Source organism: Pseudarthrobacter sp. MDT1-56, assembly GCF_059383555.1.
Genome location: NZ_JBWZCK010000019.1, coordinates 17,453 through 28,392 on the forward strand (window position 1 = coordinate 17,453; position 10,940 = coordinate 28,392).

Below are 10,940 nucleotides of genomic sequence, written 5' to 3' on the forward strand. Positions count from 1 at the left end.
CGGGGTCATTCACCGCCCATAATCCCCTCCGGGATGGGCGGTAAGTGACCCCGCGTTGCTTTGAGCGGTGCGGTTAGCGGACTTCGAAGCCTGCGTCGCGGATCGCGGCCTTGACCTGGGCGATCATGTCCAGCGGGCCGAAGTGGAAAACGGACGCTGCGAGCACCGCGTCGGCGCCGGCCGCTACTGCCGGCGGGAAGTGCTCCGGTTTGCCGGCTCCGCCGGAAGCGATGAGCGGAACCTTGACCCCTGCCCGCGCGAGGCGGATCAGCTCCAGGTCGAAGCCGTCCTTGGTGCCGTCGGCGTCGATCGAGTTCAGCAGGATTTCCCCCACCCCGCGGTCAGCCGCTTCACGGGCCCAGGCGATGGCATCGATGCCGGTGCCCTGGCGGCCGCCGTGCGTGGTGACCTCAAAGCCGGAAGCGGTGGGCTGCGACCCCGGGCGGGTGCGCCGTGCATCGAGGGACAGCACCAGGACCTGGGACCCGAAGTGCCGGGTGATCTCGTCGATCACGTCGGGACGGGCGACGGCGGCGGTGTTGATCGCCGCCTTGTCCGCGCCGTAACGCAGGAGCTTGTCCACTTCGGCGACGCCGCGGACGCCGCCGCCGACGGTCAGCGGGATGAAGACTTCCTCGGCGGTGCGCCGCACGACGTCGAAGGTGGTCTCCCGGTTGCCCGAGGACGCCGTGACATCAAGGAAGGTCAGCTCGTCGGCGCCGCCGTTGTCATAGCGGTGCGCCAGCTCCACCGGGTCTCCGGCGTCGCGCAGGCCTTCGAAGTTGATGCCCTTGACGACGCGGCCGGCGTCGACGTCCAGGCACGGGATAACGCGGACGGCTACAGCCATGACTTCTCCTGGTATTCGCTTACGAAAGGTTTTGCGGGCGCCGGGTCAGATGCGGCAGGCGTGGATCGTGCTGACCAGGATGGCGCGGGCGCCCAGGTCGTAGAGCTCGTCCATGATCCGGTTGGTCTGCTTCTTCGGCACCATCGAGCGGACGGCAACCCAGTCCGAGTCGCGCAGCGGCGAGACCGTGGGAGATTCCAGCCCGGGCGTGAGAGCCGCGGCTTCTTCCACGAGCTCTTTGCGGATGTCGTAGTCCATCATGACGTACTGCCGGGCCACCAGGACGCCCTGGAGCCGGCGGATCAGCACGTCGGCGGCCGGGTTCTGCTCGCCCTTGCGGCCGATCAGGACGGCTTCGGAGTGCAGGATGGGCAGTCCGAAGATCTCCATGCCGGCGGCTTTGAGGGTGTTGCCTGTTTCGACGACGTCGGCGATCGCGTCCGCGACACCGAGTCGCACGGAGGATTCGACGGCGCCGTCGAGGCGGACGACCTTGGCCTTGATGCCGCGCTCGGCGAGGTAGCCGCGGAGCAGTCCGTCGTAGCTGGTGGCGAGCCGCTTTCCTTCGAGCTGTTCGACCGTGGCGAAGTCGCCGACCGGGCCGGCGAAGCGGAAGGTGGAGGCGGCGAAGCCCAGCGGGAGCAGTTCTTCGGCTTCCACCTCAGCGTCGAGGAGCAGGTCGCGGCCGGTGATGCCGACGTCGAGCGTGCCCTGCCCGACGTACACGGCGATGTCGCGGGGGCGGAGGAAGAAGAATTCAATGTCGTTGTCCGGGTCCACCATGACCAGTTCGCGGGTGTCGCGGCGCTGGCGGTAGCCGGCCTCGGCGAGCATGGCGGAGGCGGCTTCGGACAGGGATCCCTTGTTCGGGACGGCAACTCTCAGCATTGGGGAGGTCTTTCTTGGTCGGGACGCAGTCCGTTCAAAAACAGTCTGTTCAGAAACAGCCGTTCAGGAACAGCCCGTCCAGGGTCAGTACAGGCACAGCGGGCCACGCGGGGCGCCGGAATCTCAGGGGGGCCTGGCGGTTTCCGGAGCGGACGTGGCTAGAGATGCTTGTAGACGTCTTCCAGGCTGAGTCCTTTGGCGAGCATCAGAACCTGCAGGTGATAGAGCAGCTGCGAGATTTCTTCGGCGGCGGCTTCATCGGATTCGTACTCGGCAGCCATCCAGACCTCGGCTGCTTCCTCCACGACTTTCTTGCCGATGCCGTGGACTCCGGAATCCAGTTCGGCGACGGTGCGGGAGCCCTCCGGACGGGCGGCTGCCTTCTCACTCAGTTCTGCGAACAGCGATTCGAAATTCTTCACACCCTCCAGCCTACTTGCTCGCGGGCGGAGGACGCCCGCCGGGCCCTTGCATGACGGCGGGGATGTGAGCGATTACACAGTTGGCTGGTCCGGCCGTACCCCGTGCGGGGCACGGCCGGACCTTGCCGGATCAGCTGAACTGTTTGAGAGTCACCGCGGTGGCCAGGGCGGCGGTGACGGCCTCGTGGCCCTTGTCCTCAGTGGAGCCCGGCAGCCCGGCCCGGTCGATGCCCTGCTGTTCCGTGTCGCAGGTCAGCACGCCGAAGCCGACCGGGACGCCGGTGCGTACCGAGACCTCGGTCAGGCCGAGCGTGGCCGCCTCGCAGACGTACTCGAAGTGCGGGGTTCCGCCGCGGATCACGACGCCCAGCGCCACGACGGCGTCGAAGTGCGGTGCCAGCCGGGCAGTGGCAACGGGAAGCTCGAAGGTGCCGGGGACGCGAAGCACGGTCGGTTCGCTGATACCGGCGTCCTTCGCCGCGCGCAGGGCTCCGTCGAGCAGCCCGTCCATGATCTGGGTATGCCAGCTCGCGGCCACGATGGCCAGCCGCAGCTGCGAGGTTTCCTCCGGTTTGAAGGTGCTGAGGTCAATCTGTGGTGCGCCGTGTCCGCTCATCTGGGAATCCTTGTTCTGCTCAGTTGTGGTGTGCGTGTCGAAACGTCGGGCGGCCGCAGGTGCGGCCGGCCGCAGAGTCTTTCAGTCCTGGTCGTGCTCGAAGCCGCGCGGACCGGCAACCAGCGCGGCCGGCTCCATGTCCAGGACCAGCCGGTGGTCCATCCGGTCCTTCTTGGTCTGCAGGTACCGGATGTTCTGCTCGCGGGAGGGAACCTCGGTGGGCACCATCTCCACGACGCGGACGCCGGCCTGGGCCAGCCGGTCCTGCTTGTCCGGGTTGTTGCTCAGCAGGCGGACCTCGTGCAGGCCCATGTCCGCGAGGATCTGGGCCGCGGCCTTGTAGCAGCGGGCATCCACGGGCAGGCCCAGCTGTTCGTTGGCCTCGACGGTGTCGAAGCCGGCTTCCTGCAGGGCGTAGGCCTTCATTTTGTTCGCCAGGCCGATGCCCCGGCCCTCCTGGCCGCGCAGGTACAGCAGGGTCCCGCCGAACTCGTTGATCATTTCCAGGGCATAGGCCAGCTGTTCGCCGCAGTCGCAGCGGTAGGAGCCGAACACGTCTCCGGTGAGGCATTCCGAATGCAACCGGACCAGCGGGGCCGTGCCGTCGACCGGCGGCAGCGGCGAGCTAACCGCGAGGTGCTCGGCGCCGGTGGCCAGGTCGGTCCAGGCCTGCGCCACGAAGTCACCAAAGGCGGTGGGCAGCTGGACCACCGGACCGGCGCTGACCGGATGCAGCTGGCGTCCGGTTTCCCGCTGTTCTTGGGCTTCCGACGTCGTCATCGTTTCTCCTCCATCAAACCGGGTCCGTTGCGTGGCCGGCAGGCTGCCTGGCCTCAAGGTAAGTCACCAGGTCCGCAATCGAGACCAGCGGGCAGCCGTGTTCGAGGGCGAAGCCCCGAAGTCCGTCCAGCCTCATCATTTCTCCGTTGTCGTACACCACTTCTGCAATCACGCCCACGGGCTCGAGTCCGGCCAGTTGGCACAGTTCCACAGCCGCTTCGGTGTGGCCGGGGCGCTCCCGCACTCCCCCCTTAACGGCTCGGAGCGGAAAAACATGCCCGGGCCGGGTCAGCGCCGCCGGCTGGCTCCCGGGATCGGCCAGGATCCGAGCGGTCAGGGCCCGGTCCGTGGCGGAGATACCGGTGCTGACGCCCACCGCCGCGTCGCAGGACACCGTGTAGGCGGTGCCCTTGGCGTCCTCGTTGATTTCGACCATCGGCGGCAGCGCGAGGGCGTCGGCACGGCCGGCGTCGAGCGGTACGCAGATCACGCCGGAGCTGTACCGGATGGTCCAGCCCATCAGGGCCGGTGTGGCGTGCTGCGCGGCGAAGATGATGTCGCCTTCGTTTTCGCGGTCCTCGTTGTCGACCACCAGGACGGGGCGTCCGGCAGCCATGGCGCGGACGGCGTCCTCGATCAGGTCCATTCCGGTCGGCGGGATGACCGGCGCGGGTGCAAGCTCCGCGGGCAGGGCAGCGTCGGCGGGCTCAGTGAGAAGAGGCTGCTGGGCAGTGATGTCCTTGACGTTGTTCACGCTGTTGCCCCCTCCGCGCGTACTGCTGCTCCCCCGGCTGCCGCACCTGAAAAGGCGAGCAGACGCTCAGTGTACTTCGCCAGCACGTCCACTTCGAGGTTCACGTGGCTGCCGGGGGCTTTCGCGCCCAGCCCGGTGTCCGCCAGCGTGGTGGGGATCAGCCCCACTTCGAACCACGGCGCCGGGTCGGCGGCCGGGCTCACGGCGGTCACCGTCAGCGAAACGCCGTCGACGGCGATGGACCCCTTCTCGGCGATGTAGCGCGCCAGACCGGCGGGAACGCCGAAGCGGAGCCGGTCCCAGTTGCCCAGCGCCTCGCGCTCCAGCAGCTGCCCGACGCCGTCGACGTGGCCCTGGACGACGTGCCCGTCGAGCCTGCCTCCGGCCGGCACGCAGCGCTCCAGGTTGACGGGGTCCCCGGCGGCGAGTTCGCCGATGGTGCTGCGGGTCAGGGTTTCGCCCATCACGTCAACGCTGAAGTCCTTGCCGTCGATCTCCGTGGCCGTGAGGCAGACGCCGTTGACGGCGATGGAGCCGCCGAGCGCGAGTCCCTCGGTGCTGCCGGGCGCGTGGAGCCGGACGGTGGCGCTGATGTCGCCGCTGCGGTCAACGGACAACACCTTCCCCTGCTCGGCAATAATTCCGGTGAACATCAGTTGCCTCCTGCGGCGGTGTCCGCGCCTGTGCGGAGCGGGGTTGAATCGGCTGAAGTGTTGGTGGCGGCCGGCACGGGCGCCAGCGCGCTGTCTGTGCGGGCGCTGTATGTCGGGGCTGGACTCAGGTGCAGCCGCAGGTCGCGGCCGAGCTGCCGGACCGCGCCCCCGGACGCGGGATCCCATTCCCACTGCTGGGCGTCGGCCAGGGTGGTAATGCCCAGGTCCTCCAGTGCCGGGGTTCCGGAGCCGAGGAGCGTCGGGGCGAGGTAGACGATGAGTTCGTCCACGAGCCCAGCGGCGAGGAAGGCACTCAGGATCCGGGAGCCGCCTTCCACCATGAGGTGGCGGACTCCGGCGGAGAACAGTTCATCCAGGGCTTCCCGCGGATCACGCGTCGCCAGGTGGAGGACCTTGCCGTCGTCGCCGTTGATTGCCGCGCCCTCGGGAATCCCCCGGTAGCCCATCACGACCCGCAGCGGCTGGCGGCTGGCCGGTTCGCCGTCGGGACCGCGGGCGGTGAGCCGGGGGTTGTCGACCAGCACCGTCTGGGTTCCGACCAGGATCGCGTCGATCCGGCCGCGCAGGGCGTGGTTGTCGGCGAGCGATTCCGGGCTGGAAATCCACTGGCTGGTGCCGTCATTGGCCGCGATGCGGCTGTCGAGGGTCTGCGCGATGTGCAGGGTGACAAAGGGGCGCGTGGCGGCAACGGCGTCGAACCAGCGCCGGTTCAGCTCCAAGGCGGCCTCGGCGCCGAGTCCGGAGCGGACGAGGACTCCCGCGGCGCGCAGGGTGGCTGCGCCGCCGGCGGCGGGGTCGTGCGGATCGTCGATCGCGTAGACGACGTCCGCGATGCCGGCCCCGATGATCGCCTGGGCGCAGGGTCCTGTGCGTCCGCAGTGGTTGCAGGGCTCCAGCGTGACCACCATCGTGGTGCCGCTGAGGTCCAGGCCCGCGGCCGACGCCTGGTCGATCGCGTCGGCTTCCGCGTGGGCGGTGCCGGCTCCGCGGTGGTAGCCCGTGACTATGCGGGCCCCGTCAGCGTTGATCACGACGGCGCCGACCAGCGGGTTCGCGCCACGGGGCCCCTGCCGGGCTGCTGCGAGGGCGGCATCCATGGCGGCGACCTCGCCCGCGCTGAAACCGGCAGCGGTCAGGGCCGCGGCGTCGTCCGCCGTCTCTGGTGTGGAGTGTTGGACGCTCATCAACCTGCCACCGGGCTTTCGAAGACCGAAGTGGTGGTGAAGAGCCATCGCAGAGAGTGCATGTGTGTCGTTCCTTCCCTCAAAAGCCGCGATGGCTCCGGGGGTATACGACAGCGAACTTCCACGGCGCCACGAGGGGCACCGCAGTAACAGCTGTACGTGCTTCTCTCATCCAGACTTTAACTGTCGGTACCGGAGTTCCACCGGTTCAACCGTCTGCCGGCAGCCTTCCCGAAGGAAGCGCCGGCTCGCGGGTCGCGGACTATAACCGCCGGTTCGGACTTACACCGACCCCGGAGCACGTATGTGTCTTGCTATTCTGGCACAACCGCGGGGTAGCTTTAGCTATTCCCGCCCGCAGGATGTTACGGGGTGCGTCATTTTCACCGCGTCCTGCCGGCGGTGCGGCTAGCGCTGGCCGGAGGCGCGGAGGCGTTTGATGGCCTCGGCAGGATCATCGGCACCGTAGACGGCGGAACCGGCCACGAAGACGTTGGCGCCGGCGTCCGCGGCACGCCAGATGGTGTCCTCGGTGATGCCGCCGTCGACCTGCAACGCCACGTCCAGCCCCGAGGCGTCAATCGCCGCGCGGGCCCGGCGGATCTTCGGCAGCGTTAGGTCCAGGAATTCCTGGCCGCCAAATCCCGGTTCCACGGTCATGATCAGCAGCATGTCGATCTCACCGAGCAGGTCCAGGAAGGGCTCCACACCGCTGCCCGGCCGGAGCGCCAGCCCTGCCTTTGCCCCGCGGGCCCGAATCTCCCTCGCCAGCTTGATCGGCGCAATCGATGCCTCGGCGTGGAACGTCACGGAGGCGACCCCCGCGTCGGCGTAGGCCGGCGCCCAGCGGTCCGCGTGCTCGATCATCAGGTGGGCATCCAGCGGCACCGGGCTGACCTCCTGCAAGCGCGCCACCACCGGCAACCCCAGCGAGAGGTTGGGCACGAAGTGGTTGTCCATGACATCGACGTGCACCGCATCCGCGGTGCTGATTTTTCGCAGTTCGGCTTCGAGGTTGGCGAAGTCTGCGGAGAGAATGCTCGGGTGGATACAGCTCTTGGCCATGTGGAATTCCTTGTCGTTCTGCTGTGATGTCCTGTGGAAGGCGCGGGCTCCAGTGCCCCAGTATTCCCTGTTGGTCAGGCCTTTTTGTGGATGAGCGCCAGGAACATGGCGTCTGTCCGGTGCACATGCGGCCAGAGCTGGGCGGTGAGCTCGTGGCCTGCGTCGAGGTGGCCGGTCAGGCTGACACTGTCCAGCACCGCACCGGCGTCGAGCAGTTCGAGGTCCTCACGTTTGCGCATGACATCGCTAACGACCGCGGTTGTCTCCGCCGGGTGCGGCGAGCATGTCACGTAGGCCACCACGCCCCCGGGCTTGACGGCTGCCAGCGCGGACTTGAGCAGCTCGCGCTGCAGCGGGCCGAGGTCGGTCAGGTCCTTGGGCGTCCGGCGCCAACGGGATTCCGGACGGCGGCGCAGGGCGCCGAGTCCAGTGCAGGGCGCGTCGACGAGTACGCGGTCAAAGCTCTCCGGCATTTCCGTGCCCACCTCGCGGCCGTCGCCGGTCCGCACATGCCAGACCTCGTGTGGCACGGCGGCGAGGGCCTGGCGGACCAGTTTGGCGCGGTGGGCTGCGGGTTCGTTGGCGAGCAGGGTGGCGCCCTGCTCCCGGGCGAGTGCGCCGAGCAGGGCCGCCTTGCCGCCGGGGCCGGCGCACATGTCCAGCCAGCGTTCAGCTGCCTTTTCCGTGCCGGGGCCGCCGTTGCCGGCTGTCCCGGCGGCGCCAAGGTCGACGGCGGCCATGGCGCGGGCCACGAGCTGGGAGCCAACGTCCTGGACGCGGGTGGTGCCTTCGCGGACGGAGGCGAGCCGGCCGAGGTCTCCGCCGCTGGAGAGTGCCGAGCCTTCGACGAGTTCGCCGGGCGTGGCACCGCCTTCGAGGGCCTCGTCCAGGCTGCCGAGCCCCGGCAATGCCACGAGGTTGACCACCGGAGCGGCGTTGTCCGCCTCGAGGAGGTCACTGATTTCGCTGACCGGACGCCCGTGGGCCACCAGGGACTGCCGGAGGGCCCGGACGATCCACTCCGGGTGGGCGTAGCGGATGGCGGCTTTTTTGGTTTCGTCGGTCTCGTTGCTGAGCAGCAGTTCCAGCCACTCCTCGAGCGTGCGGGCGGACACCTTGCGCAGCACGGCGTTGATGAGCGCCGACGGTCCGGCGCCGATCACCGCGCGGGCCAGGCCCACGGTTTGGTCCAGGGCGGCGTGGGCGGGGACGCGCATGGCCAGCAACTGGTGGGCGCCGATCCGGAGCGCGTCGAGGATGGCCGGATCCAGCTGGTCCAGCGGCCGGTCCACGCAGCGGGCCAGGATCGCGTCATAGGTGCCCTGGCCGCGCAGTGCCCCGTAGCTCAGCTCCGTGGCGAAGCCGGCGTCGCGCTTGTCCAGTCCATGGTGCCGGATCCGGGCGGGCAGCACGAGGTTGGCGTAGGCGTCCTCGGCGGCGACGGCGCGCAGGACTTCGAAGGCCACGAGCCGGGCAGGGTCCGCCCGGCGGGTGCGCTGGGCCGGCGCGTTCTCGGTGAAACCGCGCTGCGGTCCACGGTTGCGTTCCCGTCCCTGCGCGTTCCGCTGGCTGCCGTCCCGGCCGCGGCCACTCTGGCCGCCCTGGCCGGCGCCGCGCTGGCCGCCTGATCCGCCACGCTGGGGGCCGTTGCCGCGGCCGCTGCCGCTCGTCCCGGACTCGCTCATTCGAATACCACGCTTTCAAGTGTTGCCTGTCCGCGCGCCCAGTCGGCGGCGGTCATCATTTTCTTCCCCGACGGCTGGACCCGGGTCAGTTCCACCGGGTGTGAGCCGGTCCCCACCAGCACGCTCTTGCCCTCCAGGGCCAGGTGTCCGGGTTTCAACGCCGGACCGCCCGTCCGCAGAATCACCGGTTCCAGCTTGATCCGCTGGCCGTCGAGGGTGGTCCACGCACCGGGTTCAGGGGTGACCCCGCGGGCCCGCCGTCCGATCGCCAGGGCTGGCTGCTGCCAGTCGAGCCGGCCGTCCTCGAGGGTGAGTTTTGGGGCGAGGCTGACGTCGCCCTGCTGAGGCACCGCGGCGGCCTGGCCGGCGTCGACGGCGGCCAGCGTCTGGGTCAGCAGCACGGCGCCGCTGTGGGACAACCGCTCAAGCAGCGCACCGGCGGTGTCTTCGGGCCGTACGGCTTCGGTGAGGGTGCCGAACACCGGGCCGGTGTCCAGCCCTTCCTCCAGCAGGAAGGTGACGGCACCGGTCACGTCATCCCCGGCGATCAGGGAGCGCTGCACGGGCGCCGCGCCGCGCCAGGCCGGCAGCAGGGAGAAATGCAGGTTGATCCAGCCGTGCCGGGGAATGTCCAGGGCAGGCCGGGGAATGAGCCCGCCGTAGGCCACGATGGCGGCGACGTCGGGGGCGGCAGCCGCGATCTGTTCCGTCACCGCTGCATCGACCTTGGAGGCGTGGATGATCTTGAGGCCCAGTTCCGCAGCCCGGGCAGCAACGGGCGACGGCGTCAGAACGCGTTTGCGTCCGAGCGGCGCGTCCGGGCGGGTGAGGACGGCAACGACGTCGAATCCTGCTTCGACGAGCGCGTCGAGGGACGGCACGGCCACGGCCGGCGTCCCGGCGAAGAGAACCCTCACTGGGAGTTACCGAAGGAGCCGAAGCTGCCCGAGCCTGCGTTGCCCGAACCGAAGCTGGTGCCGACCGTCCGGGCGCGCTTCGCCGTCGTCTGTTCGGTGATGGAGTCGTAGTTGGCATTCCGGATAGCGCGCAGCGCGGTCTTCCGGTCGTCACCTTCCAGCCGGTCCGTGAAGAGGATGCCGTCGAGGTGGTCCGTTTCGTGCTGGAACGCTCGCGCCAGCATGCCTTCGCCTTCCACCGTGACGGGGTTGCCGTGCAGGTCGACGCCGGTGACGCGGGTGTGCCGGTGCCGGCGGACCGCGAAGCCGAGGCCGGGGATGGAAAGGCAACCCTCGACCTCGTCAGGCTGGAAGTCGTCACTGTTTTCCAGCACGGGGTTGATGATGTGTCCCTCGATGCCGCCGATGCGGTAGGTGAAGACGCGCTGGCTGACGCCGACCTGGGGTGCGGCCAGGCCTGCCCCGTCCACGTCCTCCATGGTTTCGGTCATGTCGGCAACAAGCTTCGCCAGCTCAGGCCCGAATTCCGTCACGGGATCGGCAACTGTGCGCAGCACAGGATCCCCGATGATGCGGATATTCAAAATGGCCATGTGCAATCTGTCCTTACAGTGGGCGGCGACGGGATCCAGTCCAGTTTAGTTGCACACCGGACCTCGACCCGGACGGGTTCGAGGAATCGGCTTGGACGGGGCGGATCGGCGTCCCGGGCGAGGTTCGGCGCGGGATCGCGGGGGGACCGCGGCGGGCGTGGCCGGGCTGGGCAGGGTGGCAGAAAGAATAGCTGGCAGGGTGGCAGCAGGGATAATCGCCGCAAATCTGCAGCCCCAGTTCGATCCGGCTATTAGTGTCGCACCCCCGAAGTAGATTGGATTCATGGAAACCGTCAGGGATTTCATTCCTTTCGAGGACACGGGCCGGGACGCTGAACACAGCACCGGCCGCGGTACCTCCCGGGCCGGACAGCCCGGTATGGACGGTGTGGAAGAGGCCCTCGTCATACTCCGGGAAGTGGGTTTGACGGCGGTCGAGGACGCGGCGCTGCTGGACTTCCTGGCCGCTTCGGATTTCGCGGGCACGGTGGAGGAGCTCTCGCGGGTCGTGG

Annotated in this window: 13 protein-coding genes and 1 riboswitch; of the genes, 1 reads left to right on the plus strand and 12 read right to left on the minus strand. The window is 68.9% G+C overall.

All coding sequences use genetic code 11. The features are described from left to right. Positions 1-73: 73 nt before the first annotated feature. The 12 genes from hisF to def all read right to left on the minus strand — a co-directional run bounded on the left by hisF (position 74) and on the right by def (position 10,428). Entirely contained in the window at positions 74-850 is a 777-nt protein-coding gene (gene hisF, locus AC50YC_RS18920) for an imidazole glycerol phosphate synthase subunit HisF (protein ID WP_354173507.1), read from the minus strand. Positions 851-895: 45 nt separating this feature from the next. Further along, positions 896-1,738, minus strand: a complete 843-nt coding sequence (gene hisG / locus AC50YC_RS18925; RefSeq protein ID WP_354173506.1) for an ATP phosphoribosyltransferase — start codon at positions 1,736-1,738, stop codon at positions 896-898. A 158-nt stretch (positions 1,739-1,896) separates the two neighbouring features. Beyond that, the gene (locus AC50YC_RS18930; protein ID WP_123254457.1) at positions 1,897-2,160 is read right to left on the minus strand and encodes a phosphoribosyl-ATP diphosphatase; all 264 of its coding nucleotides are present in this window, start codon (positions 2,158-2,160) and stop codon (positions 1,897-1,899) included. Between the two features lie 130 nt (positions 2,161-2,290). Further along, a complete protein-coding gene (ribH, locus tag AC50YC_RS18935; RefSeq protein ID WP_494954827.1) occupies positions 2,291-2,776 on the minus strand; it encodes a 6,7-dimethyl-8-ribityllumazine synthase in 486 nt (161 codons plus the stop codon). Between the two features lie 81 nt (positions 2,777-2,857). Continuing rightward, the gene (gene ribA / locus AC50YC_RS18940) at positions 2,858-3,556 is read right to left on the minus strand and encodes a GTP cyclohydrolase II (RefSeq protein ID WP_494954828.1); all 699 of its coding nucleotides are present in this window, start codon (positions 3,554-3,556) and stop codon (positions 2,858-2,860) included. A 13-nt stretch (positions 3,557-3,569) separates the two neighbouring features. Continuing rightward, a complete protein-coding gene (gene ribB, locus AC50YC_RS18945) occupies positions 3,570-4,202 on the minus strand; it encodes a 3,4-dihydroxy-2-butanone-4-phosphate synthase (RefSeq protein WP_494954836.1) in 633 nt (210 codons plus the stop codon). A gap of 104 nt (positions 4,203-4,306) precedes the next feature. Next, positions 4,307-4,963, minus strand: a complete 657-nt coding sequence (locus AC50YC_RS18950) for a riboflavin synthase (RefSeq protein WP_494954829.1) — start codon at positions 4,961-4,963, stop codon at positions 4,307-4,309. Then, the gene (gene ribD / locus AC50YC_RS18955) at positions 4,963-6,168 is read right to left on the minus strand and encodes a bifunctional diaminohydroxyphosphoribosylaminopyrimidine deaminase/5-amino-6-(5-phosphoribosylamino)uracil reductase RibD (RefSeq protein WP_494954830.1); all 1,206 of its coding nucleotides are present in this window, start codon (positions 6,166-6,168) and stop codon (positions 4,963-4,965) included. Before ribD ends, AC50YC_RS18950 begins: the two co-directional genes overlap by 1 nt. A 155-nt stretch (positions 6,169-6,323) precedes the next feature. Beyond that, a riboswitch (FMN riboswitch) is annotated at positions 6,324-6,474 on the minus strand. A gap of 102 nt (positions 6,475-6,576) precedes the next feature. Further along, positions 6,577-7,233, minus strand: a complete 657-nt coding sequence (gene rpe / locus AC50YC_RS18960) for a ribulose-phosphate 3-epimerase (protein ID WP_494954831.1) — start codon at positions 7,231-7,233, stop codon at positions 6,577-6,579. 74 nt (positions 7,234-7,307) lie between these two features. After that, positions 7,308-8,918 (minus strand): RsmB/NOP family class I SAM-dependent RNA methyltransferase, encoded by a 1,611-nt coding sequence (locus AC50YC_RS18965; RefSeq protein WP_494954832.1) that lies wholly within the window; start codon positions 8,916-8,918, stop codon positions 7,308-7,310. Further along, entirely contained in the window at positions 8,915-9,835 is a 921-nt protein-coding gene (fmt, locus tag AC50YC_RS18970) for a methionyl-tRNA formyltransferase (protein WP_494954833.1), read from the minus strand. The genes AC50YC_RS18965 and fmt overlap by 4 nt, the downstream gene beginning before the upstream one ends. Beyond that, a complete protein-coding gene (def, locus tag AC50YC_RS18975) occupies positions 9,832-10,428 on the minus strand; it encodes a peptide deformylase (protein WP_494954834.1) in 597 nt (198 codons plus the stop codon). Before def ends, fmt begins: the two co-directional genes overlap by 4 nt. Before the next feature lie 283 nt (positions 10,429-10,711). Here def and AC50YC_RS18980 point away from each other — a divergent pair. After that, a partial coding sequence (locus AC50YC_RS18980) for a hypothetical protein (RefSeq protein ID WP_494954835.1) occupies positions 10,712-10,940 on the plus strand: 229 nt, incomplete at its 3' end.

Excerpts from the sequence above, each read along its gene's own strand:
- hisG (WP_354173506.1), bottom strand. The coding sequence starts at position 1,738 with ATGCTGAGAGTTGCCGTCCCGAACAAGGGATCCCTGTCCGAAGCCGCC.
- hisF (WP_354173507.1), bottom strand. The coding sequence starts at position 850 with ATGGCTGTAGCCGTCCGCGTTATCCCGTGCCTGGACGTCGACGCCGGC.
- ribA (WP_494954828.1), bottom strand. The coding sequence starts at position 3,556 with ATGACGACGTCGGAAGCCCAAGAACAGCGGGAAACCGGACGCCAGCTG.
- ribB (WP_494954836.1), bottom strand. The coding sequence starts at position 4,202 with ATGGACCTGATCGAGGACGCCGTCCGCGCCATGGCTGCCGGACGCCCC.
- def (WP_494954834.1), bottom strand. The coding sequence starts at position 10,428 with ATGGCCATTTTGAATATCCGCATCATCGGGGATCCTGTGCTGCGCACA.
- AC50YC_RS18965 (WP_494954832.1), bottom strand. The coding sequence starts at position 8,918 with ATGAGCGAGTCCGGGACGAGCGGCAGCGGCCGCGGCAACGGCCCCCAG.
- rpe (WP_494954831.1), bottom strand. The coding sequence starts at position 7,233 with ATGGCCAAGAGCTGTATCCACCCGAGCATTCTCTCCGCAGACTTCGCC.
- ribD (WP_494954830.1), bottom strand. The coding sequence starts at position 6,168 with ATGAGCGTCCAACACTCCACACCAGAGACGGCGGACGACGCCGCGGCC.
- AC50YC_RS18950 (WP_494954829.1), bottom strand. The coding sequence starts at position 4,963 with ATGTTCACCGGAATTATTGCCGAGCAGGGGAAGGTGTTGTCCGTTGAC.
- ribH (WP_494954827.1), bottom strand. The coding sequence starts at position 2,776 with ATGAGCGGACACGGCGCACCACAGATTGACCTCAGCACCTTCAAACCG.